This is a genomic window from Bradyrhizobium sp. 192, assembly GCF_023100965.1.
Classification (GTDB): domain Bacteria; phylum Pseudomonadota; class Alphaproteobacteria; order Rhizobiales; family Xanthobacteraceae; genus Bradyrhizobium; species Bradyrhizobium symbiodeficiens.
In genome coordinates this window covers 4,695,160-4,721,633 of sequence record NZ_CP064690.1, presented here as the reverse complement: position 1 = coordinate 4,721,633, position 26,474 = coordinate 4,695,160, and the positions used below count along the sequence as shown (strand labels likewise).

The 26,474-nt window shown below is 64.6% G+C and carries 26 protein-coding genes; 12 read left to right on the top strand and 14 right to left on the bottom strand.

Features of this window, described 5'->3' with window-relative positions; genetic code table 11:
• Positions 1 to 174: 174 nt before the first annotated feature.
• From ilvD to pncA, 11 genes are all read right to left on the bottom strand, one after another.
• Positions 175 to 2,025 carry a dihydroxy-acid dehydratase gene (gene ilvD, locus IVB24_RS21570; protein ID WP_247768560.1) on the bottom strand — a complete coding sequence of 617 codons (1,851 nt, stop codon included), beginning with the start codon at positions 2,023 to 2,025 and terminating at the stop codon, positions 175 to 177.
• Between the two features lie 260 nt (positions 2,026 to 2,285).
• Complete coding sequence (locus IVB24_RS21565; protein ID WP_247768558.1) at positions 2,286 to 3,146, bottom strand: ABC transporter permease; 861 nt, start codon at positions 3,144 to 3,146, stop codon at positions 2,286 to 2,288.
• Positions 3,143 to 4,072: an ABC transporter permease gene (locus IVB24_RS21560; RefSeq protein WP_162308548.1), complete on the bottom strand. Its 930-nt coding sequence runs from the start codon at positions 4,070 to 4,072 to the stop codon at positions 3,143 to 3,145. Before IVB24_RS21560 ends, IVB24_RS21565 begins: the two co-directional genes overlap by 4 nt.
• A complete protein-coding gene (locus tag IVB24_RS21555) occupies positions 4,072 to 5,058 on the bottom strand; it encodes an oligopeptide/dipeptide ABC transporter ATP-binding protein (protein WP_247768557.1) in 987 nt (328 codons plus the stop codon). The genes IVB24_RS21560 and IVB24_RS21555 overlap by 1 nt, the downstream gene beginning before the upstream one ends.
• Positions 5,055 to 6,041, bottom strand: coding sequence for an ABC transporter ATP-binding protein (locus IVB24_RS21550; RefSeq protein WP_247768555.1), 987 nt, complete (start codon positions 6,039 to 6,041; stop codon positions 5,055 to 5,057). Before IVB24_RS21550 ends, IVB24_RS21555 begins: the two co-directional genes overlap by 4 nt.
• A 2-nt stretch (positions 6,042 to 6,043) precedes the next feature.
• A complete protein-coding gene (locus IVB24_RS21545; protein WP_247768553.1) occupies positions 6,044 to 7,681 on the bottom strand; it encodes an ABC transporter substrate-binding protein in 1,638 nt (545 codons plus the stop codon).
• Between the two features lie 23 nt (positions 7,682 to 7,704).
• Positions 7,705 to 8,520: a sugar phosphate isomerase/epimerase family protein gene (locus tag IVB24_RS21540; protein WP_094973935.1), complete on the bottom strand. Its 816-nt coding sequence runs from the start codon at positions 8,518 to 8,520 to the stop codon at positions 7,705 to 7,707.
• 457 nt (positions 8,521 to 8,977) lie between these two features.
• Entirely contained in the window at positions 8,978 to 9,358 is a 381-nt protein-coding gene (locus tag IVB24_RS21535) for a GrlR family regulatory protein (protein ID WP_247768551.1), read from the bottom strand.
• A 29-nt stretch (positions 9,359 to 9,387) separates the two neighbouring features.
• On the bottom strand, positions 9,388 to 11,421 hold the full coding sequence (locus tag IVB24_RS21530; protein WP_247768549.1) for an NAD(+) synthase: 2,034 nt from the start codon (positions 11,419 to 11,421) through the stop codon (positions 9,388 to 9,390).
• A gap of 138 nt (positions 11,422 to 11,559) precedes the next feature.
• Positions 11,560 to 12,675: an alpha/beta fold hydrolase gene (locus tag IVB24_RS21525; protein ID WP_247768547.1), complete on the bottom strand. Its 1,116-nt coding sequence runs from the start codon at positions 12,673 to 12,675 to the stop codon at positions 11,560 to 11,562.
• Positions 12,676 to 12,691: 16 nt separating this feature from the next.
• Positions 12,692 to 13,330: a bifunctional nicotinamidase/pyrazinamidase gene (pncA, locus tag IVB24_RS21520; protein WP_247768546.1), complete on the bottom strand. Its 639-nt coding sequence runs from the start codon at positions 13,328 to 13,330 to the stop codon at positions 12,692 to 12,694.
• 259 nt (positions 13,331 to 13,589) lie between these two features.
• On the opposite strand from pncA, the gene glk reads away from it, so the two are divergent.
• The 3 genes from glk to IVB24_RS21505 all read left to right on the top strand — a co-directional run bounded on the left by glk (position 13,590) and on the right by IVB24_RS21505 (position 15,241).
• Positions 13,590 to 14,591: a glucokinase gene (gene glk / locus IVB24_RS21515; RefSeq protein ID WP_247774146.1), complete on the top strand. Its 1,002-nt coding sequence runs from the start codon at positions 13,590 to 13,592 to the stop codon at positions 14,589 to 14,591.
• Positions 14,592 to 14,737: 146 nt separating this feature from the next.
• Entirely contained in the window at positions 14,738 to 14,941 is a 204-nt protein-coding gene (locus tag IVB24_RS21510) for a hypothetical protein (RefSeq protein WP_106950632.1), read from the top strand.
• A gap of 144 nt (positions 14,942 to 15,085) precedes the next feature.
• The gene (locus IVB24_RS21505; RefSeq protein ID WP_247768544.1) at positions 15,086 to 15,241 is read left to right on the top strand and encodes a hypothetical protein; all 156 of its coding nucleotides are present in this window, start codon (positions 15,086 to 15,088) and stop codon (positions 15,239 to 15,241) included.
• A gap of 134 nt (positions 15,242 to 15,375) precedes the next feature.
• Here the strand turns inward: IVB24_RS21505 and IVB24_RS21500 are convergent, their stop codons facing one another.
• Both IVB24_RS21500 and IVB24_RS21495 read right to left on the bottom strand, forming a co-directional pair.
• Positions 15,376 to 15,753, bottom strand: coding sequence for a response regulator (locus tag IVB24_RS21500; RefSeq protein WP_094973942.1), 378 nt, complete (start codon positions 15,751 to 15,753; stop codon positions 15,376 to 15,378).
• Positions 15,754 to 15,863: 110 nt separating this feature from the next.
• On the bottom strand, positions 15,864 to 16,661 hold the full coding sequence (locus IVB24_RS21495; protein ID WP_247768543.1) for a Spy/CpxP family protein refolding chaperone: 798 nt from the start codon (positions 16,659 to 16,661) through the stop codon (positions 15,864 to 15,866).
• A 470-nt stretch (positions 16,662 to 17,131) separates the two neighbouring features.
• Here IVB24_RS21495 and IVB24_RS21490 point away from each other — a divergent pair, with 470 nt between their 5' ends.
• From IVB24_RS21490 to IVB24_RS21465, 6 genes are all read left to right on the top strand, one after another.
• On the top strand, positions 17,132 to 18,472 hold the full coding sequence (locus tag IVB24_RS21490) for an extracellular solute-binding protein (RefSeq protein WP_166469330.1): 1,341 nt from the start codon (positions 17,132 to 17,134) through the stop codon (positions 18,470 to 18,472).
• Between the two features lie 141 nt (positions 18,473 to 18,613).
• Positions 18,614 to 19,552 (top strand): sugar ABC transporter permease, encoded by a 939-nt coding sequence (locus IVB24_RS21485; protein WP_094974057.1) that lies wholly within the window; start codon positions 18,614 to 18,616, stop codon positions 19,550 to 19,552.
• On the top strand, positions 19,552 to 20,463 hold the full coding sequence (locus IVB24_RS21480; protein ID WP_166469329.1) for a carbohydrate ABC transporter permease: 912 nt from the start codon (positions 19,552 to 19,554) through the stop codon (positions 20,461 to 20,463). Before IVB24_RS21485 ends, IVB24_RS21480 begins: the two co-directional genes overlap by 1 nt.
• Before the next feature lie 20 nt (positions 20,464 to 20,483).
• Positions 20,484 to 21,584, top strand: a complete 1,101-nt coding sequence (gene ugpC, locus IVB24_RS21475) for a sn-glycerol-3-phosphate ABC transporter ATP-binding protein UgpC (RefSeq protein WP_094973946.1) — start codon at positions 20,484 to 20,486, stop codon at positions 21,582 to 21,584.
• A gap of 34 nt (positions 21,585 to 21,618) precedes the next feature.
• Complete coding sequence (locus IVB24_RS21470) at positions 21,619 to 22,608, top strand: hydroxyacid dehydrogenase (RefSeq protein WP_247768541.1); 990 nt, start codon at positions 21,619 to 21,621, stop codon at positions 22,606 to 22,608.
• A gap of 169 nt (positions 22,609 to 22,777) precedes the next feature.
• Positions 22,778 to 23,287, top strand: a complete 510-nt coding sequence (locus IVB24_RS21465) for a hypothetical protein (RefSeq protein ID WP_247768539.1) — start codon at positions 22,778 to 22,780, stop codon at positions 23,285 to 23,287.
• 3 nt (positions 23,288 to 23,290) lie between these two features.
• On the opposite strand, the gene IVB24_RS21460 is transcribed toward IVB24_RS21465, so the two are convergent.
• A complete protein-coding gene (locus IVB24_RS21460; protein ID WP_247774145.1) occupies positions 23,291 to 23,788 on the bottom strand; it encodes a DUF1993 domain-containing protein in 498 nt (165 codons plus the stop codon).
• Positions 23,789 to 23,914: 126 nt separating this feature from the next.
• Between IVB24_RS21460 and IVB24_RS21455 the strand changes: the two genes are divergently transcribed.
• From IVB24_RS21455 to IVB24_RS21445, 3 genes are all read left to right on the top strand, one after another.
• Positions 23,915 to 24,694 carry a transporter substrate-binding domain-containing protein gene (locus IVB24_RS21455; RefSeq protein ID WP_247768537.1) on the top strand — a complete coding sequence of 260 codons (780 nt, stop codon included), beginning with the start codon at positions 23,915 to 23,917 and terminating at the stop codon, positions 24,692 to 24,694.
• A 269-nt stretch (positions 24,695 to 24,963) separates the two neighbouring features.
• Positions 24,964 to 25,836, top strand: a complete 873-nt coding sequence (locus tag IVB24_RS21450) for a DUF2147 domain-containing protein (protein ID WP_094974059.1) — start codon at positions 24,964 to 24,966, stop codon at positions 25,834 to 25,836.
• A gap of 181 nt (positions 25,837 to 26,017) precedes the next feature.
• Positions 26,018 to 26,374 (top strand): hypothetical protein, encoded by a 357-nt coding sequence (locus tag IVB24_RS21445; RefSeq protein ID WP_094973950.1) that lies wholly within the window; start codon positions 26,018 to 26,020, stop codon positions 26,372 to 26,374.
• The last annotated feature ends 100 nt before the right edge of the window (positions 26,375 to 26,474 follow it).

The following is a 26,474-nucleotide window of genomic DNA, read 5'->3' as shown; positions in this document are numbered from 1 at the left end:
AACGGCCGGCTCGTGCCGGCCATTCAGGACTTGTTGACCATCCGCGGAGTCGTGTCGGCGAAGCGAGGAGCGACCTGCCCCGTAGCCATCCTTCGAGACGCCCGCCTTCGGCGGGCCCTCAGGATGAGGTCCCAGTTCGCGGCGAGACGTCGGCGCGGTGACTTCGTGCCCCGCCTACTTGGAACGACGCTTGACCTCGCGCACCGCACCGCGCGCGGCGCTGGTGGTGAGTGCGGCGTAGGCCTGCAGCGCGGTCGAGACGTTGCGCTTGCGGCCCACGGCCTGCCAGGCGGCATCGCCCTTCGCCTCCTCCGCGGCGCGGCGCTTGGCGAGCTCCTCGTCGGAGACATCGAGCGTGATGCTGCGGTTCGGGATGTCGATGGCGATACGGTCGCCGGTCCGCACCAGACCGATGTTGCCGCCTTCGGCCGCTTCCGGCGACAGATGGCCAATCGACAGGCCGGACGAGCCGCCGGAGAAGCGGCCGTCGGTGACGAGCGCGCAAGCCTTTCCGAGGCCCATCGATTTCAAATAGCTGGTCGGATACAGCATCTCCTGCATGCCGGGGCCGCCGCGCGGGCCTTCGTAGATGATGACCACGACCTCGCCGGCAACGACCTTGCCGCCCAAAATGCCTTCCACCGCCGCGTCCTGGCTTTCGAACACGCGCGCCGGGCCTGAGAATGTCAGGATCGAGGCATCGACGCCCGCGGTCTTCACGATGCAGCCGTCCTGCGCGAGGTTGCCGTACAGCACGGCGAGACCGCCGTCCTTGCTGAAGGCGTGCTCGAGATTGCGCACCACGCCCTTCTCGCGGTCGGTATCGAGCTCGTCGTAGCGGCGCTCCTGGCTGAACGCGACCTGGGTCGGGATGCCGCCGGGCGAGGCGCGGAAGAAGGTGCGGACCGACTCGCTCTTCGAGCGCTTGATGTCCCAGCGCTCCAGCGACTCCTTCATGGTCGGTGCATGCACGGTCGAGACCGAGGCGTCGATCAGGCCGGCGCGGTCGAGCTCGCCCAGAATGCCCATGATGCCGCCGGCGCGATGCACGTCCTCGACATGCACGTCGGCGACCGACGGCGCAACCTTGCACAGCACGGGCACACGGCGCGACAGCCGGTCGATATCCTTCATGGTGAACTTGACCTCGCCTTCATGGGCAGCGGCGAGCAGATGCAGCACGGTGTTGGTCGAGCCGCCCATCGCGATGTCGAGCGTCATCGCGTTCTCGAACGCCTTGAAGTTCGCGATGTTGCGCGGCAGCACCGAGGCGTCGTCCTGCTCGTAGTAACGGCGCACGATGTCGACGATGGTGTGGCCGGCCTCGACGAACAGGCGCTTCCGGTCGGCATGGGTGGCGACGACAGTGCCGTTGCCGGGCAGCGCGAGGCCCAGCGCCTCGGTCAGGCAGTTCATGGAGTTGGCGGTGAACATGCCGGAGCAGGAGCCGCAGGTCGGGCACGCCGATCGCTCGATCACCTTGACGTCCTCGTCGCTGACCTTGCTGTCGGCCGCCGCGACCATGGCGTCGATGAGGTCGACCGCCTTGGTCTTGCCGGCCAGCTTGACCTTGCCGGCCTCCATCGGGCCGCCCGAGACGAACACGGCGGGGATGTTGAGGCGCAGCGCGGCCATCAGCATGCCGGGCGTGATCTTGTCGCAGTTGGAGATGCAGACCATGCCGTCGGCGCAATGGGCGTTGACCATGTACTCGACGCTGTCGGCGATCAGCTCGCGCGACGGCAGGCTGTAGAGCATGCCGTCATGGCCCATGGCGATGCCGTCGTCGACCGCGATGGTGTTGAACTCCTTGGCGACGCCGCCGGCCTGCTCGATCTCGCGCGCAACCAGCTGGCCGAGGTCCTTGAGATGGACATGGCCGGGCACGAATTGGGTGAAGGAGTTGACGACCGCGATGATCGGCTTGCCGAAATCGCCGTCCTTCATGCCGGTCGCGCGCCAGAGGCCGCGGGCACCGGCCATGTTGCGGCCGTGGGTGGTGGTGCGGGAGCGATAGGCTGGCATGGCGGTTTCCGTCCTCGGTTTGACCGGCCGGGCGGGAAAATGTGATGCCGCCTCAGGCCTTTGTGGCCGGATAGCGCACGGGCTGCCCCGGCGCAACGGGAACTTCGGCCGGACAGGGCTCCCCTGCTCCCGGCGCGGGCTGTTCGTAGCTTTTCGTAGCCCGGATGGAGCGCAGCGCAATCCGGGTAAGCGCGAACCGCTGCAAGACCGGCCCCGGATTTCGCTGCGCTCCATCCGGGCTACGGGAGCTCAACTTCGGCCTACTGCAGGGTCGGATCGAGCCGGTCTCGCAGCCAGTCGCCGATCACGGACACCGCCAGCGTGGTCACGACGATGGTGGCCGCCGGCGCCAGCATGATCCAGGGCGCGCGGGTCAGGTACTCGCGGCCGTAGCCGACCATATTGCCGAGGCTGGTCATCGGCGGCTGCACGCCGAGGCCGAGGAAGGACAGACCTGACTCCATCAGGATCACCTCGGGAAAAACCAGCGTGGTCGAGACGATCAGGGTCGAGGCGATGTTGGGCAGGATGTGGCGCAGGTAAATCCGGGGCGGCGTCGCCCCTAATTGGCGGACCGCGGCGGCGTAGCCCTGCGCATTGGCGGAGATGGCAAGGCCGCGGGCGATGCGGGCGTAGCGTTCCCAGCCGAACATGCCCATCAGTCCGATCAGCAGCGGCAGGGAATTGCCGAAGAAGGCGAGCACGGCGAGCGCCATGATCAGGAACGGCATGCTGGCCTGGAAGTCGGTCAGCATCAGCACGAATTGCTCCACGGCGCCGCGAAAATGCGCGGCGAGGAAGCCGAGCGTGGTGCCGACGATCGCCGAGATCGCGGTCGCGCCGAAGGCGATCAGGAGCGAGATGCGGATCGAGACCAGCAGCCGCGACAGCACGTCGCGACCGAGTTCGTCGGTGCCGAGCCAGTGCGCGACATTGCCGGGCGTCGAGAGCCGGTTGCGCAGGTCGAGCTGGGTGTAGCCATAGGGCGCGATCTTCTCGGCGAAGGCTGCGATCACCAGCATTGCGACGATCCAGGTCGCCGCAAGGGCGACTGACACCGGAATGGCCGGGAGACTGATGCGACGGCGGGTGGTGGTGTCCTTTAGCGTCGCGTCGGTCATGCGTGCGCTCCTTTGGCGCGCAGCCGCGGATCGAGGAAGCCGTAGAGGAAATCGACCACCAAATTGGAGGTGACCATCGTCATTGCGACCAGCAGCAGGATGCATTGCACGACGGCAAGATCGCGGTTGGCGACGGCGACGACCAGCAGCCGCCCTACTCCCGGCCAGGAAAACACGCTCTCGACCACCACCGCGCCCGCGATCAGCGTGCCCACCATGAAACCGAGAATGGTGACGGTCGGGATCGCCGCGTTCGGCAGCGCGTGCGAGGTCACCACCTTGCGCCACGGCACGCCCTTGGCGGACGCCGTGCGGATATAGGGCTGGCCCAGCACCTCCAGCATCGCGCTGCGGGTGAAGCGCGCCAGCACCGCGGCGCCGCCGAGGCTCAGCGTCACGATGGGCAGGATCGCGTGACGCCAGCTGTCCTGTCCGCCCGACGGCAGCCAGCCGAGTTGCACGGCGAAAACCAGCACCAGGAGCAGCGCGAGGACAAAACTCGGGACGGTGAAGCCGGCGACCGCGGTCATCATCACGGCGCGGTCGATGGCCGATCCGCGATGCAGCGCGGCGTAGATGCCGGCGGGGATACCGAGCACGACCTTGAAGAAGAATGCCGGCAGCGTCAGTGCCAGGGTCGCCGGGATGCGCTCCAGCACCAGCTCGATCGCGGGCCGTCCGTCGCGCATGGAGCGGCCGAGTTCGCCCTTGGCGATCGCGCCGAAATAGTCGAGATACTGAAACCAGATGGGATCATCGAGGCCCCAGGCCTTGCGGAACGCCGCGAGCACTTCGGGCGGCGCCTCGGGTCCCAGGATCATCAGCGCGGGATCGCCTGACAGCCGCAGCACGACGAAGGCGAAGGTGACGACCAGCACGATGGTCAGCGCGGCGCGGCCGAAGCGAATGGCGAGATAGCGTCCCATCACGCGGCGTCCCGCGTCTCGGCGCCGGTGACGAGATGACAGGCGACCTGCCTGTTTCCGCCGACGGTCGACAACGCCGGCACCTCGCGCGCACAGCGCGCGATGGCGTGCGGGCAGCGCGGATGGAAGGCACAGCCTTGTGGGCGCGCGGCCGGATTCGGCGGATCGCCCGCCAGCACGATGCGGCCTGCGCTGCGGCGGCCCGGCGCGGGCGAAGCCGAGACCAGCGCTTGCGTATAAGGATGTTCGGGCCGCGCGAACAGATCGTCCGCGCTGCCGATCTCGACGATGCGGCCGAGATACATCACCGCGACGACATTGCTGATCTGCCTGACGACGCGCAGATCGTGGCTGATGAACAGCAGCGTGAGCCCCAGCTGCGCCTGGAGATCGCAGAGCAGGTTCACCACCTGGGCCTGGATCGAGACGTCGAGCGCGCTGACCGGCTCGTCGCAGACCAGGAAATCCGGTCGTGTGGCGAGCGCCCGCGCCAGCACGATACGCTGGCGCTGGCCGCCGGACAGCGCGCCCGGATAACGCGCGCCATGCGCCGGCGTCAGTTCGACCGCACGCAGCAATTCGCGCACGCGGTCCTCGCGATCGGCGGGTGTGCCAAGATTGTGGATGTCCAGAGGTTCGCGGATCTGCGTCGCGACCGGCAAACGCCGGTCCAGCGCGCCAAGCGGATCCTGGAAGATCATCTGCATGCGCGCGCGTTGCGCACGCCATGCGGCCGTTGCCGGCACAGCCATCGGCTTGCCGTCGAACCGCACCTCGCCGCTGTCGGGCGGCTCGAGGCCGAGGACGATGCGGCCGGTTGTCGACTTGCCCGAGCCGGACTCGCCGACGAGGCCGAGCGTCTGGCCTTTGGGGATGGTCAGCGACACGCCGTCGACAGCATGCACGGCCGCAGCTCGGCCGAACATGCCGGAACGCATCGAATAACTGCGGGATATTTCGGAGACCTCGACGAGCGGCGGGCTCATTCGGCGGCGATCCCGAGCAGCGCGTGGCGCGAGGCCTCGGCGCGGATGCAGGCGACGACACGATCGCTCGCGATCGGTGCCAGGGTCGGCGCGCCGCCGAGACCACAGGGATCAGATGCCAGCGCGCAACGCGGCGCGAAGGCGCAGCCATCAGGCATCATCGCGGGATCGGGCACCGTTCCCGGGATGGCGGTGAGACGGCGGCGGGGGCCATCGAGCGGCGGCAGCGCGCCGATCAGGCCCTGCGCATAGGGATGCACGGGATCGGCGAACAGCTGATTGGCCGGGGCCTGCTCGACGATGCGGCCGGCATACATCACAGCGACGCGGTCGCAGTTCTCGGCGACGACGCCGAGATCGTGGCTGATCAGCACCATCGCCATCGCAAACTCGCGGCGGATCGACGACAGCAGCTCCAAAATCTGCGCCTGAATGGTGGCATCGAGTGCGGTAGTCGGTTCGTCCGCGATCAGAACGTCGGGATTTCCGGCGAGCGCCATCGCGATCATGATGCGCTGGACCTGGCCGCCGGAGAATTCATGCGGATAGGCCTCCAGCCGCCGGCCCGCGTCGGGAATGCCGACGAGATCGAGCAGCCGCCGCGCTTCCGCCTTCACGGCGTTGCCTTGGAGATCCCGATGCAGCGCCAGCGCTTCGCAGAGCTGCTTGCGGATGGTCAGCACCGGGTTGAGCGCGCTCGCCGGATCCTGAAAGATCATGGCGACGCGCCCGCCCCTGACCTGGTCGAGCTCGGAAGCCGGCGCGCCCAGGATCTCGCGTCCGTCGAGCCGCACCGAACCCATGACCTTGGCGTGCCGCGGCAGCAGCCCGAGCGCGGCAAGCCACGTCACTGACTTGCCCGATCCGGACTCGCCGACGAGGCCGAGCGCCTCGCCCTTGCCGAGAGCGAGATCGACGCCGCGCAGGACCGGTACGCCGTTGAAGGCGACGCTGAGGCCCTCGATGTTGACCAGTGGTGCCACGCTCACGCCTCGAAATTGCCGGCTCGGAAATCCATCGCGAAGGCCGGCGATGCCTTCCACTTGATCGATTTCGGCTTTGCCGTGAAGGTCGCGTTCTGGTGCAGCACCGTGTAGGCGGGATCCTCGCGCTCGGCGATCTCCAGCATGCGGCGGAACGCCTTCTTGCGCGCGGGCCGGTCGGTCGAAGTCTCCAGGAATTCGGAGAGCTTGTTCAGCTCGACATTGGTCCATTCGCCGATCTGCTGCTGCTGGCCGTTGGGGCCGTGCTGGGCGACCAGCGAGGAGACGGGATCGTTGAAGGCGGCCGAGTTCGACCAGTCGCGCACGGCGCGGGTGGGCGCGCGCTCCATGATCTGCGACCAGTTCTCCTTGGTCTCGATCTGGACGTTGAGGCCGACCGATTTCCACATCTCGACCAGCACCTGCGCGGTCGCGACCTGGTTGGTGTAGTAGTTGTTGAGCAGGCGATAGGGAATCGGATCGCCCTTGTAATTGGCCTGCTTCAACAGATCCTGCGCGAGCTTGGGATCATAGGCCGGCACGCTCCAGTCGGCGTTGAACATGTCGCCGTAGAACTCCCATTGCAGGCCCTTCGGCACGCGGGTGCGGCCGGCCCACAGGCTGTCGACGATGGCCTGGCGATCGATCGCGTGGGTGAAGGCGCGGCGCACCAAGGGATTGGCGAGCTGGGCGTGGTTCTTGTCGAACACGGTCAGGCGGTGATTGAGGATAGTGCCGCCCTGCACTTCGAACGCCGCGTTTTTCTCGATGCCGGCGATCTGGTCCGGCGGGATGTCGCAGGCGAACTGGTACTCGCCCGACAAGAGCCCGTTGATCCGGCTTGCGACTTCGGGCACTTCGAGGAAACGGATACGCTTGAGCGGCGGCCGGCCGCCCCAATATTCGTCGTGCGCTTCGAGCGTCAGCGACACGTCGGGCTTGAGCTCGACGACCCTGTAGGGCCCGGTTGTCACGGGCTTGCGCGCCCAGTCGAGATAGCTCGCCGATTCGTCCCAGGCGCGGCGGCTCATGATGTCGGAGCCGTAGCGCGACAGGCGGCCCTCGATGGTGACGTCGGGCGTCGCGTTGTAGAAACGCACGGTGTATTTATCGACGGCATCGACGCGCACGAGGTCCGGCCAGATCCGGCGTGCGACCGCGGGAACATCAGGCGGCAATTCCTTGCCCGGCCGCGGCGTCGGGATCTTCTCGAAGGCCTGGATGGTCGAGCGGCTCTTGGCCTCGGTCTCGCCGAACATGCGCTCTCGGCTGAAGGTGAAGACGACGTCCTCTGCGATCAGTTCGTCGCCGTTGTGGAACTTGACGCCCTGGCGGAGCTTCACCTCGACGGTCTGGTCGTCGATGCGGCGCCATTCGGTGGCAAGGCCCGGCACGGCTTCCAAATTGCCGCGCCAGTTCTTGGAGATCAGGCCTTCCCAGATCGAGGAGAAGAACACGCGCTCGCCGACGTTGGACTGCTCGCGCAGCACGTCGAGCACGTTCGCGTTCGTCACCTTCTGCACGGCGACCGTCACTGACGGACGGTTGTCGCCCTGCGCGACGGCAAAGCGCGGCAGCAGCAGCGTGCCTGCGGCAGCGCCGCCGGTTTTCAGGATGGTGCGACGGGTGAATTTGCTCATGGCGGTAGCCTCAGATGATGCGGTTATTCGGCGAGACCGAGCGCTGCGAGATGGGCAGCACCGGCGCGGACGTCATCGTGGTTGCGGAGCTCGAGGATCAGCCGCGGGTTGGAATTCAGCCGCCCGAGAGCGCGGAATACGGCGACCCAGGGAATGTTGCCTTCGCCGGGCGCCCAGTGCCGGTCGGCAAAGCCGTCGGTGTCCTGCAGATGCACATGCGTGAGCATGTCGCCAGCGGTCTCGACGTAATAGTCGACCGGCGGCGCGGCGGTGGAGATGTGGGCATAGTTGGCATGTCCGGTGTCGAGCGAGACGCGGACCTTGGCGCTTTCGAGCGCCTTGGCGAGGCGCACCCGGTCACGCGGATCCTTGTCCTCGATGTTTTCGATGACGATTTCGCAGCCGATCGTCTCGGCGCGCGCGATCACCTCTGCGAGCGTCGCCTTGACGCGCTCGACGATATTGCCGCGATTGTCAGGATAGAGATCGAGATTGTTGTGGTCCCAGGTCGTGAACGGCGAATGGATCACCATCTGTGTCGCGCCGAGGAATTCGGCGGCATCAAGGCCCTGGATCAGGCGCTTGGTCACGGCCTGGCGGATCATGGGATCGTGGCTGTCGATCTTGAAGCCCCAGAACGGACCGTGGATGCCGAGCCGGCCGGTATGACCGGAGAGCATCTGCTTGATCTCGCCGGCAGTGCTGCGCCAGTCGCCGTCGAGAAGATCGGCGCGGAAGAAATCCTGGATCTCGAGATCGCGCTGCCGATCGAGAAGCCAGTCGCGATGCGCGGGGATGGATTTGATGGACAATGCTGCGCCCAGCACCGGCTTCGACATGGTTTGCTCCTTGATCGTCAGCGATGACGGGAGCAGCGCTAGACCAGTTCAATGACAGGCCGGTGAAATGCGGGTTCCGCAGTGTGAAGAGATGTGGACATCTCCTGGCGCGCTCCCGTTTCGTGCCGTCACGATCACGGCGCCGATGCCGAACGGACACAGCGCAAGCGGTATCTGTGTCCGTAGTGATCCGGAATGGAATCCTATCGCGATGTCACGTACATCGCGTGCATCGATCGGCGGCCACTTCCAAGGGCATCACCCTCTGATCGCGCTACATGGGGTTGGGGGACCGCATGGGGCGGGGGATTGAAGGCTGGGGCAAGGTGACGAGGTCCGGACTCCTAGGCACTCCGGACCTCGAAGCTTTCTGAGATTGAACGCAGCAACGCGCCGTCCGGTTGGGGCATCCGGGCGGCGCGTTGTCGTTTGAAGAGAGCGGCCCCTGAAGCCCCGCTCACATTGCATCTTTTAGCGTCAGTCTTGCCGTGAACGTCACGCTGGTCTTGCCGACCAGCGCCATGCCTTCGACGCCGGCGCCGCCGGCGGAATAGTCACCCGAGAAGCCGCAAGTGACCTCCCTGCCACCGAACGCCAGCGTTCGGCCGACTGCTTCGGTGTGCTGGTTGACGATCAAGTCGCCACGCCACTTGCCGTTCCGGAAGGTGTAGGTGCCGGTGTAGTAGAAATAGCTGTCGCCGCCCATGATGCGTCCGTCGCAGAGCACGACCACGCCCCTCGCCTGCCCGCGCTTGCCGTCGCGCATTTCGATGTCGAAGATGTAGAGGCCGTTGACGACCCTGGCCTCCGCCGCTTTCGCCTCATCCCCGGCCGACATCCGATCATCTCCCCAACAATCCGCCCCGATCAGTTCGGCACGTTCCGCTCGAGATCCTCGAGCCAGGCCACCGCGCTCGAATCCGAAGGCGCGCGCCAGTCGCCGCGGGGCGACAGCGAGCCGCCCGCCGAGACTTTTGGCCCGTTCGGCATCGCCGAGCGCTTGAACTGGCTGAAGGCGAAGAAGCGGCGCAGGAACACTTCGAGCCAGCGGCGGATATCCTTGAGATCATAGGCCTTGCGCCGGTCATTCGGGAATGCCGGCGGCCATTCGCCCTTGGCGACGTCCTTCCACGCGTGCTGCGCCATGAAGGCGATCTTGGACGGCCGCATGCCGAAACGCAGCGTGTAGAACAGGTTGAAATCCTGCAGCTCGTACGGGCCGACGGATGCTTCGGTGCTCTGCGGCTTCTGGCCGGGCTCCACCGGCACCAGCTCGGGCGAGATTTCGGCAACCAGGATCGAGCCAAGCGTGCGGTTGACGTCGCCGCTGAACTGCTTCGATGCGATGACCCAGCGGATCAGATGCTGGATCAGCGTCTTCGGCACGCCGGCATTGACGTTGTAATGTGCCATCTGGTCGCCGACACCATAGGTGCACCAGCCGAGCGCGAGTTCGGAGAGATCGCCGGTGCCGATGACGATGCCGCCGTGATGGTTGGCGAGGCGGAACAGATAATCCGTGCGCAGGCCGGCCTGCACGTTCTCGAAGGTGACGTCGTAAACCTTCTCGCCTTTGCCGAAGGGATGACCGATGTCCTTCAGCATCTGCGTCGCGGTGGTGCGGATGTCGAGCTCCTGCCAACTCGTCTGCAACGCCTGCATCAGCGCCAGCGCATGGGTCTTGCTCTCGGTGCCGGTGGCGAAGCCCGGCATGGTGTAGGCCAGGATGTTCTCGCGCGGCAGGCCAAGCAGGTCGACCGCCTTGGCGGCGACGATCAAGGCATGGGTTGAATCGAGGCCGCCCGAGACACCGATCACGACGCGCTTGGTGCCGGTGGCGCGCATGCGTTGCACGAGGCCGGCGACCTGGATGTTGTAGGCCTCGTAGCAATCCTGCTCGAGCAGGCTTTCGTCGCTCGGCACGAACGGAAAGCGCTCGACCTTGCGCAGGAAGCCGATGTCGGCGGCCGGCGGCTTCAGCGCGAATGTCACCTTGCGGAAAAACGCCTCGCGCTGGCGGCGATTGTCGTCGAACGTCCCCATCGAGGCACGTTCCTGCCTGAGCAAGTCGAGATCGACGTCGGCATAAGTGATCTGGCCGCCCTGGCGGAAGCGCTCGCCCTCGGCCAGCAGCACGCCGTTCTCATAGATCGAGGTCTGGCCATCCCAGGCGAGATCCGTGGTCGATTCCCCGGCGCCGGCGGCGGAATAGACGTACGCCGCAAGGCAACGCGCCGATGTCGATTGGCAAAGCAGCGCGCGTGATCGCGCCCGGCCGATCGTAATCGGGCTGCCCGAGAGATTGACCAGCACGCTGGCGCCCGCAAGCGCGAGCTCCGCAGACGGCGTCACCGGGATCCACATGTCCTCGCAGATCTCGACACCGACGGTGAGACCCGGAACATCCTCGGCCGAGAACAGGAGGTCGACGCCGAACGGCGCGTGCAACCCGCCGAATGTAATCGTCTCTCCGGCCACGCCGGTGCCGGAGGCGAAATGCCGGCCCTCGTAGAACTCGCGGTAGGTCGGCAGGTAAGACTTCGGCACCACGCCGAGAACGTTGCCGCGATGAATGACGACGGCGCAGTTATAGATGCGATGGCCAAAGCGCAGCGGCGCGCCGACGATCAGGACCGGCGTCAGTCCCGCGGAGGCCTCGACGAGCCCTGCGAGGCCGCGCTCGACCGCATCGAGCAGTGGATCCTGCTTGACCAGATCCTCGATCGCATAGCCGGACAGGCACAGCTCGGGAAACACGGCGACCGCTACCGACTGCTCATGGCAGGCGCTGGCCGCCGCCAACACAGCCTTCGCGTTGGCCGAGGGATCGGCGACATGGGAGGTGGTGACACAGGCCGCCACGCGCGCAAATCCGTGGGCGTAGATCGAGTGGAAAGTCATCGAGCGCAGTACCCTTGATATCTTCGCTGCCGAAGCCGTCAGTTCCAGACCATATGTAGCCCATCGCCCCCGTCCCGTGCAGGCCATCCGCCGTCATGCATAACGGATTTGCGCGGTGGTCTGCCCTGCGCCTTTGGCTCAGGCGCTGCGGGCCAGCACGCCGGACAAATCGCCGCGCAGCCATTCTGCAATCCGCGGCCAGGCGTGCGCGTGGGTGCGCGCACCCATGAACAGGCCGAGGTGATTGCTCGGCTCGGACGCCGCCGCGATGAAAGCCGGCGGCGTGCCGAGGAGAGCCGCGGTGGCGAGCGCCTGCGCAGCCGGCACGACCTCGTCGTCGAGCCCGGCCAGCAGGAAGACCGGCGCCTTGACGTCCTTCGGATCGACCCTGCGGCCAAGAGCAACGAAACTGCTGCCGGCGATCTGGTTTTCCCGGAAAATCCGGTGGACGATCTCCAGATAATATTTGCCCGGCAGATCGAGCGTCTCGGCGTTCCAGCGCTCGAAACGCGCGAGCAGCGCCGCGCCCTCCGCGCCCGACAGATCTCTCTGCAACGCCGTTATGATGTCGTCGCGGTTCGGCGCCTTGGACCAGAAGTGGAGCATCTCCTCGCCGCGGACATTGCCGCCGCCGCGTGCGACGAGCTGGTCGTAGACCATCTCGGGCGCGTTGCGGGTGAGCCGGCACAACGAGGACTCGATCGACAAATCCACGGGAGCGCCGACCAGCACCAGCCGCCGCACCTTGGCCGGAAAGCGCGCCGCATAAAGCAGCGACAGCCAGCCACCCTGGCACAGGCCGATCAGATCGACCGGCGCGCCGATCTCGTCGATGGCGACGTTGAGATCGGCGAGATAGCTGTCGATCGAGAAATAGCGCATATCCGGCGTCGCCGAACGCCAATCGGTGAGATAGACCCGGTCGATACCGCCGGTCTGCAGCGACTGCACCACGCTGTGACCGGGGGCAAAATCGGCGATCAGGGCCCGATGCAGCGCATAGGGCGCACAGACCAGCGCCGGCTGGCCGGACCGCGTCTGCGAGCAATCGCGCAAGCGCATCGTCGCCAGTTCGAGCGCCACGGTGCTCGGGGTCGTCCAGGACAAGGTGCTCTCGTCCTGCTCCGCCGGACCGCGCTCCAGCCACCAGAAGCAGCTGTCCATGGCGAGGCGCGCGGCTGCAAACGGCCACAGCAGCGGGTCGTCCGGGACGGACCCCTTCGCACCGCTCTGTTTGCCGGCCTGGTTTACCATGGCTATCTCACGATCGTCACAGGAACGCCTCCAGGCTCACGATGGAGATGCCGAGGTCCCGAAAACTCCGATGGGTCGCGGCGACCGAGCCGTCGAGATCGATGCCACGGCAGGCGTCCTCGATGACGACGACCTCGAATCCTGCCTTGCGGGCGTCCTCCGCCGAGAAGCGGACGCAGAAGTCGAGCGCGAGGCCGGCGACGAACACGGTCTTCAGCTCACGTTCGCGCAGATATCCAAGCAGGCCGGTCGGCGTCCGCTTGTCGTTCTCGAACAGCGCCGAAAAGGAATCGATGCCACGGCGAAAGCCCTTGCGCATCACGAGGTTCGCCCTGACCACATCGAGATCGCGATGGAACTCCGCGCCCGAGCTACCCTGCACACAATGCGCCGGCCAGAGTACCTGGGTGCCGTAGTCGAGCTCGATGATCTCGAACGGATGCTTGCCCGCATGATTCGGCGCAAACGAGACATGGTCGCGCGGATGCCAGTCCTGGGTCAGCACCACATTGGCGAATTTTTGGGCGATCCGGTTGACGGCGGGGACCACCTTCTCGCCGCCGGGAACGGCGAGCGCACCGCCGGTGCAGAAATCGTTCTGCACGTCGATCACCAGCAGCACGTCGCGGTCGGAAATCTGCATCGTCGGGCTCATTCGATGTGCCCGGCGCGCCGGCGCCGGACAGGTCTCCTTAGTGTCGGCCTTCCCGGGCCGCTTCGCAACCGCCAGCGCCGTGCAACGCCCCGCGCGAATTGGTCACCGGACGGCCGCCAGGATGCAACGGTTTGGCCTCGTCCGTGTTGACTAGGCGCACCCAAGGGCGGATTCTCGCACTGTCCGCGACTACGCGGAGCGGGTCGAAGATGTGGAGGACAGGGTTGCCGGGCCACAAGGCGGCGGCAGCCACGAGGTCATGAATATCGGCAAGACAGGACAGATTCTTCTCGCCGATATCGGCGGCACCAATGCGCGCTTCGCGCTGATCCGAAGCGAATTCGGCCACGGCGACCTGAGCAACGTCGACCAGACCGGGCCGATCGATTACGTCAAGGTCGCCGACTTCCCGACCGTCCGGGAAGCCATCGCAGACGTGCTGGCGCGCCGGTCAGGCGGCGCGCCGCCGCAAAGAGCCGTGCTGGCCGTGGCGGGTCCCGTCACCAACAACCGCTGCGTCATGACCAACAGCCCCTGGGTCATCGACGGCAACGAGTTGCAGCCGGCTCTCGGCTTCGACAGCGTCCATGTGCTGAACGATTTCGAGGTGGTGGCTTGGTCCCTGCCCGCCCTGCAGCTCGCCGATCTGATCCCGCTCGGCGGAGGCGATGGCCTGCCCGGAGAGCCGCTCCTGGTGGTCGGACCCGGAACCGGCTTTGGCGTCTCCTGCCTGGTCGAGCGCCATGGCGCGCGGCTGGCGGTCGTTACCGAAGCCGGACACGCGACCCTTCCGGCGGAGAACGAGCGCGAGGAACGTGTGATCGCGTGCTTGCGCCGGCGCCTCGGCCACGTCTCCATCGAGCGTGGCGCACTCTCGGGTTCAGGACTGCAAAACCTCTACGAAGCCCTGGCCGAAGTCGACGGCGCTCAGGTGCCGCATCGCGAGGCTGCCGCCATCACCAAGGCGGCGCTGGAGGGCAATTGTTCCGTTAGCCGCGCGGCGCTGGAGATGTTTTGCGCCATCCTTGGCTCGGTCGCCGGCAATCTCGCGGTAACGTTCGGCGCGCGCGGCGGTGTCTATGTCGCCGGCGGTATCGTGCCGCGCTTTCCCGAGTTCCTTCTCGCCTCCGCGTTCCGGGCGCGCTTCGAAGCCAAGGGACGCTTCCGGGATTATCTACGCAATATCCCGACCAGGCTCGTGATCAAGCCGGATGCGAGCTTCGTCGGCCTGAAAATGTTCGCCGACTCCAACCCGAATTGAACTTGGGGTGTCCTCCCCGCTCACGGCTGCAGTCATGCACAGCTGATTGCGGCGCACGTGCGGTTCCAGGCATGAACGTGCTTGCCTGGGTGTTCCGGATGAGAAACAATCCTGCCGTGTGTGTGGCGTAGTTGCGGGGGCGTGACATGCGTAAGCAGGATTTTGGTTTCGACTATCACCGCTATCACCGCCTGCTGAGCCAGGCGGATGACGAAGGCAAGCGGTTGGCCCTGATCGACCTTCTGATCGAGGAAAAGGCGCGAGACCGGCTGGCCGCCCAGCGCGCTTCGGACCGCGCGGCGATGACGGCCCACACCATCGCCACCGTGCTGAAGAACGGCCGCAACTGAGACTTGCAATCCGGCCCGCGGCGCCCGAGAACGCGGGATCCAACTCGGATTTCGTTAAGGATGCCTCGCAATCCGATGTCAAACTCTCTGCTCTAGCGTTCCCCCACCTGATGCAATTCAGGGTCAACAAGGGGGCAATGAAACATGAGCATGATTTCGATCGCCGCGATGCCGGCCGTCGTCGAAACGCGTTTCGCCGAATCGTCCTTCAAGACCATTTTGCTGTTCTGCTGCACGGGCCTGGTCACCTCGTTCGGCCTGATGGCGTACGGCATTGACCTCAGCGCCGGCCTGATGTGAGACCGCGACAAATTCCGTCGCCAAATGGCCGCCCCTGACGGGCGGCCATTTTCATTGGACTATCTCAGTGCGGCGTCTTCGCCGTCACGAGTGCGGTGTCTTCGCCGTCACCAGTGCGGCGTCTTCGCCGTCGCTCAGTGCGGCGCTTTGACCGAGGCTCCCGGAAACAAGGAATCGATCATCGCCTTGAGCTGATCCATTGCGATCGGCTTGCGCAGGATCGGCCTGCGCCGGAGCAAGGACGGCAACAATTCCGGACCGTACCCCGTGGCGAACATGAACGGCTTTCCACGCCGTTCGATCAGGTCGGCGACGGGATCGACGTAGACGCCCATCAGATTGATGTCGAGGATGGCCATATCGTATTGCGCAGTCATGGCGAACGCGCTCGCGTCCCGGACATTGTCCGCTTCCGCGACGACGTGGTGGCCGAGTTCCACCACCATGTCGGCCATCATCATCCGGATCAACGCCTCGTCTTCGACCAGGAAAACGGAGAGTCCGTCCGCCATATCAACCCCGCAGTCAGATTCCAGAGTTGATCATAACTCAATTGCGGAGAAGATTCACGAATTCGTGCGGGCGCCGTTAATTCACGCCCGCCCGATCCGATTCAACTGGATCAATCCAATCCTCGCTCGTGGCTCAGCCGCACCATCTCCTGAATGAAGACCTGCTTCTGCTTGTCATCGAGGCTCGAAAACAGCGGCTCGGCAGCGTCGGCGACATTGCGCTGATCGGCGGCGCGATCGATCAGGAACTGCGCCTCGTTGCGCATCTGCTCGATGATGTCGTCGGGTGGATCCCGCTTGGCGCGCGCAACCCGCAAGTTGAGCCGCTCCGCACCATTATGTCCCAGGTAGTGCATTGCGCTGGAGAAGCCGTACCAGTGCTTCTCCTGATCAGCCGTGAGGTTCAGCTGGGTCTTGATCCGCTCGATATAAGAATCGCTGTTGGCGACGATCTGTTCCGCGCTCTGCTGCGGCGCGCCGGGCTGGGTGAGGACCGTGACGTCCTTATTGTCCTTGCCTTGATTAGGTGCGTTCTTGGCCTCCTTGCTCGCCTTGGCGCCCTTGCCCGCTTTGGCGCCCTTTGCATCCTTGTCTTTGGCATCCTTGTCCTTGGCCGCGCCCTGCTGCTTGGCATCCTTGCCGGCATCCTTGGCGGCCGGGGCCTGATTGCCATTGTTGCCGACGCCGAGCACGCCGGTGAAGACGCCGACCACGCCGCCGATTGCACCGCCGAGCACGCCACCGACCGGACCTGCTGCCTTGTTTCCGGCCGCAGCGCCGTCCTGAACGCCTTTGACCAAGCCTTGAGCATGGGCCACTGTGGGCGCGCCGAGCAGCAGCGTAAGCACGGCCCCCAGCGCGAGCCATCGCCGCAAGTGAAGCCGCGCTGACGGCGCCGGGTTGATCATTCTCGTCTCCATCGTCGATCTGATTGGCCTGTTGGGGCGAGGTCACCCGCCAAGTGCGACACTATCGTTTCCGTCCCTTCGCGGTCCAGACGCAGCCGAGCGCTGTCCACGCCCGAAAACGCTTTCGCGCGAAGCGGTTATGCAGGCTTATTCGAAACTGCGGCGTAATTGCGCACCGATCGTTCCAGACCGGTTCATCCGACGTGTGCGTTGCAAAAAACAAGCGATCGCAACTGACGGGCGGCTCAGCGCTCCCGCGATCCAGCACACAACGTAAGTTCTAGGCGTGAGCCGTTCGGCTTTCTCGACAGACGCGATCAATCATGATCTGATCGCGCTACCAATTTGCTGCGGCCTGCGTGATTTGCTCACCTGGGCCGACGGCGTCAATAAGAAAATCCAACCACAAGAAACTTGAAAAGAAGTCTCAGAGGAAACTCCAACAACAAACACCCAGGCGAGGAAACGAGATGTCACGCAAGAAACTGACGCGACGTCAATTTGTGGCTGCCACTGCACTGTCCTCCGCGGCGCTGGTGACAGCGCCTTACGTCCGGGGCGCTAACGCCGCCGGCAAGCTCTCGATCGGCTTCTGGGACCATTGGGTGCCAGGCGCCAACAAGGCCTCGACCGATCTGGTCAATGAATGGGCCGCCAAGGAGAAGGTCGAAGTCTCCATCGACTACATCCCAAGCCAGGGCAACAAGAACCTGCTGACCATCGCCGCGGAAGCGCAGGCAAAGTCAGGTCATGATATTTTCGCGATGCCGACGTGGTGGGCCCATTCCAACGCCGACCAGTTGGAGAACGTTGCCGACATCATGGGGCCGATCATCGCGGAGAACGGCGAGGTGAACGGCACGGTCAAATATCTGGGCATGTCCGGGAGCAAATGGCTCGGCGTCCCGGCCTGCGTCGGCAGTCAAATCAAGGGGCCCTGCTCCCGCATCGATTTGATGAAGAAGCACGCCGGCATCGACGTGCAGGCGATGTATCCGGCCGGCTCTGAACCGAAAGCGGATGACTGGACGCTCGAAACATTCCTGAAAGCTGCCGAAGCCTGTCACAAGGCCGGCGTCCCGTTCGGTATCGGCCTCGGCGAGACCACCGACAACGTCGATACGGCGGGCGCGATTTTCCTTTCGTTCGGCGCCCAGCTCGTGGACGCCAAGGGCAATCTCACCGTCAAGACCGATGCGGTTCGTCAGGCGCTCGATTTCTACAAGAAGCTGATCGGCTTCCTGCCGCCCGATGTCGCAGCCTGGGACGACGCATCCAACAATAAATGGCTGGTCTCCGGCCGAGGTGCGATGATCATGAATCCGCCGAGCGCCTGGGCGGTCGCCAAACGCGACGCGCCGCAGGTTGCGGAGCAATGCTGGACGCACGGATTCCCGAAAGGGCCGAAGGGGCGCTTTGCACCCTACCTGCCCTATTTCTGGAGCATCTGGAACTTCTCCAAGAACAAGGAGGCAGCGAAGAGCCTGCTCATCGCGTTGTCGAAGCCGGCAGCCATCGAAAAGATGGTCAACGCCAGCGGAGGCTACGATTTGCCCGCTTATGAGAAGCTCACAACGCTGAAGGTTTGGCAGGAAGAGGGTCCGCCGAAAGGGACGCTCTTTCACTATCCAAATCCCTACAAGCATCAGACGTTGTCGATTGCAGCCTCTCCCGCGCCGCCGAAGATCGCACAGCAGATCTACGCGCAAGCCACGCTCACCAAGATGTGCCTGCGGTATCATCAGGGCGAAGCGATGGAAAAGACGCTCGCCTGGGCCGAAGGCGAGTGTGAAGGCTTCATGCGGAGCTAAGCCGGACAGGCTCGCCGCAACGGCATGAAGCCGTCCGCGGCGAGTCCTCCGTCTCACTCACTTGGCGAGAACCGGCAGCTTCGGTTCTCGCACCTTCCAAGAGTCGGGTTGATCGCCCAAATCGCGCAAGGAAAATGCATCATGGCGGATGTCGCATTGCAGCCGAACACGGTCGGCGCAGCGCAACCGGTGCGAAAACGCTCCGGTTTGAAAAAGGCACTCAAACGCAAATCCACCGCGGCGTTCCTGATGACGTTGCCGCTGATCATCCTCATTGCACTTCTGGTGCTTTATCCTGCGTTCTATTCGCTGCATCTGGCGACCCTCAACAAGTCGATGCAAAGATTCGTCGGTTTCGGTAACTTCGAGTTCCTGTTCAAGCGCGACACGTTCTGGCTTGTCGTCAAGCAATCCTGCATCTTCGCCATCACCGCCGTTTTGTTCAAGGCGCTGATCGGGTTCATCGTCGCCCACTTCGTCCATAACATTCCGGCCAAAGGTCAGCGCAAATGGCGCGGCATGCTGCTGGTGCCCTGGGTCATCCCGCCCGCGATGAGCACGCTCGCATGGCTTTGGCTGTTCGATCCCTCCTACAGCGCGTTCAACTATACGCTGTCGTTTTTCGGGATCGGGCCGATCCCGTGGACGGGTGATGCCGACTGGGCGCGCTTTTCCGTGATCCTGGTCAACGTCTGGTACGGCGCGCCATTCTTCATGATCATGTATCTGGCTTCCCTGAAATCGGTGCCCGAGCAGCTCTATGAAGCCGCGGCGATCGACGGAGCCAATTGGTGGCAGCGCATCTGGTACGTGACGCTGCCGATGATGCGCAACATCATAGCGATCACGACGTTGTTCTCGCTGATCGTGACCTTCGCCAATTTCGACATCGTGAGAATCCTGACCGCCGGTGGCCCTCTCGACCACACCCACATCTTTGCGACCTGGGCTTTCAGGATCGGCATCGAAGGAAGCGATATTCCGCTTGGCGCAAGCGTCTCCCTGTTCATGGTGCCGATCCTGGCGGTCGCAGCGATATTCATCCTGCGGGACGTCAACAAGCGCGGGAATGAAGCCTGATGAGCTCAGTCACGATAGACAAGGCCGCGCCGAGGCGCACCGTCAAGTTGGGAAGCATGAGCCGCGACCGCAAATGGGCGCTGCGATGGTCGTACTTCTTTCTGACGCTGTTTGCGATCTTCTCGCTGCTGCCGCCCATTTACATGCTGATCACCTCTCTCAAGAGCAGCGCTGAAATCTCGGCGGCGACCAATCCATGGTGGGTTTTCCACCCGACTCTCGAGAACTATGTCGGCCTGCTGACGTCAAACCAGTTCCTGCGGTTCTTCTTGAATTCCGCGCTGGTTTCGATTTTCGTGGTCACCATCACGATGCTGATCAGCGTGCCCGCGGCATTTGCCCTCGCCCGGATGCGGTTCTGGGGGTCGGCCACGCTGGCGACCGGCGTGTTCCTGACCTACCTGATTCCGGACAGCCTGTTGTTCATTCCGCTGTTCAAGGTGTTCGCCCAGTTCGGCGACTGGACCGGCATCCAGCTCATCAACCGCTGGTACGTGCTGCTCTTCATCTATCCGACGCTGACGGTCCCGTTCTGCACCTGGATCATGATCGGATACTTCGCATCGATCCCCAAGGAGCTCGACGAGGCCGCGATCATCGATGGGGCGTCCTGGTTCCAGACGCTGACCCGGATCTTCATTCCGGTGGCGCTGCCGGGACTGATCGCCGCGACCATCTTCGCCTTTACCGTGTCCTGGGCGCAATTCCTCTATCCGCTCGTGTTCACGACCTCCACGGATCAACTCGTGCTGCCGGTCGGCATCATTACCACGCTGATCAAGGGCGACGTCTTCAACTGGGGACAGATCATGACCGGCGCGCTGCTCGGCGCGGCGCCGCCGCTCATCATCTACGCCTTCCTGATGGACTATTACATTGCCGGCCTGACCGCCGGTGCGACAAAGGGTTGATGACCAGGAGCTGAAGTTCGATGGCTGACGTTGCTTTGCGGAAAGTGGTTAAGCGTTACGACGACGTCGAAGCCGTGCGCGGCATCGACCTGGATATCGCCGACCACGAGTTCATCGTGCTGGTCGGTCCCTCCGGCTGCGGCAAGTCGACGACGCTGCGGATGATCGCAGGCCTCGAGGACATCACCGACGGCGACATCATGATCGGCGGCGACGTCGTCAATGACGTGCCGCCGAAAGACCGCGACATCGCGATGGTGTTCCAGAATTACGCGCTCTATCCGCACATGACGGTCGCCGAGAACATGTCGTTCGGGCTCCGGCTCAAGCACTACCCCAAGGCCGAGATCAAGGCGCGGGTGACGGAAGCCGCCCGCCTGCTCGACATCACCGACCTGATCGACCGCAAGCCGAAGCAGCTCTCCGGTGGCCAGCGCCAGCGCGTCGCGATGGGCCGGGCCATCGTGCGAAATCCGAAAGTCTTTCTGTTCGACGAGCCGCTGTCCAATCTCGACGCCAAGCTGCGCGTGCAGATGCGGATCGAGATCAAGAAGGTGCACCAGAAGGTCCGCACCACCACGGTCTACGTCACCCACGACCAGGTCGAGGCGATGACGCTGGCCGACCGCGTCGTGGTGATGAACAAGGGGCGCATCGAGCAGATCGGCACGCCGAACGAGCTCTACCACAGGCCGGCGACGCGTTTCGTCGCCGGCTTCATCGGCTCGCCCGCGATGAACTTCCTGCCGTGCCGGCTCGAGGATCTCGGCGGCACGCTTCAGATCCGCCTCACCGACCGCATCGCCTTTGCGCTGCCGCCGGCCCGCGCGGCGCGTTACAATTCGCTGCCGCGCACCGACAAGCTGCTGCTCGGCCTCCGCCCCGAGCATCTCACCGAGGCGCACGCGCATCTCGGACCGGGCGTTGAGACCTTCGACACCGTGCTCGACGTCACCGAGCCGATGGGCATGGAGACGCTGGTCTATTTCGGCCTCGAGGGCACGCCGGTCTGTGGCCGCGTCGATCCCAATGCCGGCGCCAAGGACGGGGCACCCATGCGTTTGGCGATGGACCTCAATAACATGCACCTGCTAAACGAGGCGACCGGCGTCGTGTTGTGACGCCGGTCCAAGAAACTCGCGCAGGCAGGGGACGATGGCGACCAACAAGAAGAAGATTTTCGTTACACAAACTTTGTCGCAAGGGGCACGCGCCCTCCTCACCCAGCGCGACGATATCGAACTCGTCGAGTTTCCGAACCTGATCTTGGCGAAAGACTTTGAGGCCTTGCTGAAGAGCCATGCGCCGGTTCATGGCGTCGCGCTCGGCGCGACCGCCTTCGGCGAGACCGAACTCGAAGCAGCGAAAGATATGAAGGTCGTCACCCGCATCGGTGTCGGCTACGACGCCGTCGACGTGCCCGCTCTGTCCCGCCGCAAGGTGCCACTGATGGTCGCGGGCAGCGCCAACTCGCCCTCGGTCGCCGAGCAGGCGCTGTTCATGATGCTGACGCTGGCCAAGCGCGCGAAAGAGTTGCACGCCTGCGTCAAGGACGGCAAATGGGCCGACCGGCTCGGCATGCTGCCGTTCGATCTCTACGGCAAGACCGTGCTGATCATCGGCTTCGGCCGCATCGGCACCCGTACCGCCAAGCGGTGCCTGGCGATGGAAATGACCGTGCAGGTCTACGATCCCTACAGGCCGGCCGCCGAGATCAAGGCCGTCGGCTGCGAGCCCGTCGCCGACCTCGATGCCGCGCTGCCTCAAGCCGATTTCGTCACCATCCACTGCCCGAAGACGCCGGAAACGATCGGCCTGTTCGATGCCGACAGGATCGGCCGGATGAAGCCGAAATCCTGTCTCATCAACACCGCGCGCGGCGGCATCGTGAAGGAAGCCGCGCTGTACGACGCCCTGGTCTCCGGCAAGCTCGCAGGCGCCGGGATCGACGTGTTTGAGGTGGAGCCGCCGCCGGTCAGCAACGCGCTGTTCGCGCTGCCCAACGTCATCATCGCCCCGCACGTCGCCGGCGTCACCGTCGAGGCGGTGAGCCGCATGAGCGAACAGACCGCGCGCAATATCCTGAGTGTGCTGGACGGCGATCCCATCCGGCAGAACATCATCAACCAGGACGTGCTCGGCTGAACAAGCCGACGGCGGGCGAACAATATGCCCGCCTTCGGATGGCCAGAATGCGTCCCATTTTGGTGCAGATCGAGCCCCAACTCAGCCTTAATCAAACGCGCGTAATGGTGCCGGAAGCGCGGCGGCAGTGGGACAGACTGGCTGGCGCGTCGAGCTGGAGGATGGACCCTTGTCAGAAATCGACCCGACCGACCATGCGCTGGCGACCATAGCCAGCATTCTGGAGCACCCCGAGCCCGTCCTCGTCATTCGCAAAACCGAGACCGAGATCGTGGTCACCGGAGAGCGCGAGCATATGGACTCCGACGAACAGCAGGTCGTCGACGAGTATCCGGTCGTCGACGAGCATCAGTCAGTCGAAGAGCATCCGGTGGTCGAAGAGCAGCCGCTGGTGCCGGAGCACATCGACGGCGACGGCTATAGCAAGGTCGGGCCTGGACCGATGGTCGCGATCCGGCTCAAATGGACGGTTCATCGCGGCGATGACGACCAGTTCTACGTCCACGAGACCATCGGCGAGCAATCCGTTCCCGTGATTAGCGGCCCGATGACGAGCGAGGCCGCCATGCGCTTCGTCGACGAGCACGAGGACGAGGCACACCGTCGCTTCGAAGAACTGCGCAGCGAGATCGCCGGCCGCAGCTCGCTCGCCGATTACGAGCGCAAGGGCGAAGCGTAAGCTCTACCGCCTGCCGAGATAATCCTTCTTCGCGAGCTCGACGCCTGCGTGCCGCAGCAGGTCGTAGGCGGTCGTGACGTGAAAGAAGAACTGCGGGACACTGAAGGTCAGCAGCAGCGCTCGCCCGGTGAAGGGCAGCTCGGTCCCGTTCTTCAGCCTGAAGAAGACATTCCGCTCCGCCGCCGCATCGATCTCCGCGCGCGGCAGGCTTTCGATGAACTCGATCGAGGTTGCGATCCGGGCCTGCAGTCCCGCCATGTCGTGCTCCAGCGCCGGCAGCGCCACCGGCTCGCGCTCCGCCAGCAAGGCCGGGGCGACCACCGCATGCCGGCAGGCCTCGCCGACCTGCTGCGCCAGATCGTACATGTTCGGGGCCAGCCGCATACCGAGCAGAATCGCCGGATTGAACTTGCGGGTCTCCGCATAGGCCACGCCCTTGTCGAGCAGCCCCGACAGGTTGCGCAAATGCGGGACGAAGAGGCCGACAGAGGCTTCGTACATCGAGATCGTCACGTCGAAATTCCCTTCAATTCCATCTCGCCAGCGCCTGGCATCTGATCTAAATCCACCCCTCAAGAGCTGCACAATGACAGCTCGCGCAGGGGTGGAGAAGAGATGATCGTTCGAATGGCTGTTCGAATCCTGGCGGCGTTGGCCGTGGCGTTGCTGGCAGATCTTTCGGCCCACGCGCAGCAGGCGCCCTCGCGCCTCGACGAGATCGTCAAGCGCGGCACCTTGCGGGTCGGCATGACCGGCGACTACAAGCCCTTCACCTATCTGGACAAGGCAACGCAGAAATTCAGCGGTTTCGACGTCGACATGGCCGAAGCACTCGGCAAGGCGCTCGGGGTCAAGGTCGAGTTCGTGCCCACGGCCTGGCCGAAGCTGATGAAGGATTTCGAGGCCGACCAGTTCGACATCGCCATGGGCGGCGTCTCGGTCACGCTCGACCGGCAAAGGAAAGGCTTCTTCACGACGCCGATCATGCGCGAGGGCAAGACGCCGATCGCCCGCTGCGCCGATGTCGGCAAGTACCAGAGCATCGCGGACATCGACAAGAAAGGCACGCGCGTGATCGTCAATCCCGGCGGCACCAACGAACGCTTTGCCCGTGCCAACGTCAGGGATGCAGAGATCACCGTCTTCTCCGACAATACCGTGATCTTCGACGAGATCGCCAAGGGCAACGCCGATCTGATGATGACGGACGCCTCCGAGACGCGCTACCAGCAGAAGCAGCATGCCGACGTACTGTGCGCGGTGCATCCCGAAAAGCCGTTCGACTTCTCCGAGAAGGCCTATTGGCTCCAGCGCGACATGGCGCTGAAGGCCTTCGTCGACCAGTGGCTGCACATTTCCATGGAGGACGGCAGCTACAAGAAGATCTACGCCGCCTGGTTCGACTAGAGCGTTTTTGCGCGAATTCAGTGCCGGTTCGCGCCAAGGAAAACACGGTGACCTGAGAAGCTGGAACGTGGCTCCGATCACGCCGGAACGGCGCTTCAGGCCGCGTCCTCGTGTCGCTTGCCCCCGCCAAACTTTGGACCGGCCCCGGGTCTATTGAACCGGAAACCGCAGGACGGCGACTCATACGGACGACAGTGATCTAGATCACTTTTTGCAGTCGGGCCGGCGCGTAAGCGTCGGTGCGGGGACCAACTGTTCAGGAGATGGAAATGAGGAAGCTGTTGGCCACGGCCGCATTCCTTTTGGCGAGCACTGCTGCGCAGGCGCAGTACACCTTCGAATATGGCGGGCGTACCATCCGCATCGACCCGGACCGCGGCACCGTGCAGATCCCGGGCGTGTACGACAACACCGGCCAGGGCAAGGCGAAGAAAGCCAAGAAGAACGAGGCGACCCCGGGCCAGCAGGCACCGCAGCAAGCCACGGTCGAGCCGCAAACGCCGGCTGCGCCTCCGGCCCCCGCCCCGACGACCACCGCGCCGGCCGCCGCCGCACCGGTGCCCGCGCCTGCCCCCGCGGCCGCAGCACCACCGTCGGCTCCCCCGCCAGCGACCGCCAGCAATCCGCCGGCCGAGACCGCCGTCTTGCCGCCGCCCGCGCCTCCTCCGGCCCCCGCGCCGGTCGAGCAGCAGGCAGCACCCGCCGCACCTCCGCCGGCCCCGACCGTGGCTGCGGCACCTCCGGCTGTAGCCCCGCCTCCTCCGCCCGCGCCGGCTCGTCCCCCCGTTCAGGCCGCCGCCGTCGCGCCGCCAGCGCCTGCAGCCGCGCCCACGCGTGATCTCAATTCACCGCTCGGCGTCTGGCTCACCGAGGAGAAGGAAGGCAAGGTCCGCATCGAGCAATGCGGCAACAACCTTTGCGGCTATTCGGTCGACAGCAAATCGAACCAGAACGGCGAGCAGGTCCTGATCAACATGAAGCCCGGCAAGGACCAGAAATGGTCCGGCCGCATCCTCGATCCGAACTCCGGCTCGACCTACGATTCGACGATCGCGCTGAAGGGCACCGACCGCCTGCGCGTGCAGGGCTGCGCCTTCGGCGGCATGTTCTGCGGCGGCCAGACCTGGACGCGCGTGAATTGAGTTCGAGCCGGACGTCCTGACCGAGACAAGGGAGCCCGTGATCCGGGTCCCCTTGCTTTTGGTCGCGGCATTATCGTGACGTGCGCAACCTCACACAGCCCCGTCGCCGCGTGACAGCCCTCACATCGACGGTTCCGCACGCGTGCCACGATCCCCGCATGATCAACCACAGGGGCGTGTCATGAACGGCTTTCGCAAGGCTCTCTTCGCCACCATTGTCGCCGTCGCCTTCCCGCTGACGCAGGCAGGCGCGGCAACCTCCAATTTCGATGGTGCATGGAATGTCCGCATCTCGTCATCGAGCGAGACTTGCGGCAACGGCGCAACGGTCTCGATCGGCATCAGCAACGGCCAGATCGCCTCGAGCAACGCCGCGGTGTCGGCGTCGGGCCGCGTGGCGGATGCCGGCAGCATCAACGTCACCTTGAGCACCGGCATCAAGCGCGCCGTCGGCTTCGGCCGGCTCAGCGGCACCTCTGGCTCCGGCACCTGGCGCGGGCCGATGTGCAAGGGCACGTGGACGGCGGAGAGGATGTAAGTTTGCCGTGTTCAGGACGCACTGCAACGCGCAGCGTTGCTGCGCAGAGCCGGGACCCAGCCCTCTTGGTTGCTGGAACATTCTGCTTCACGGATCGGCG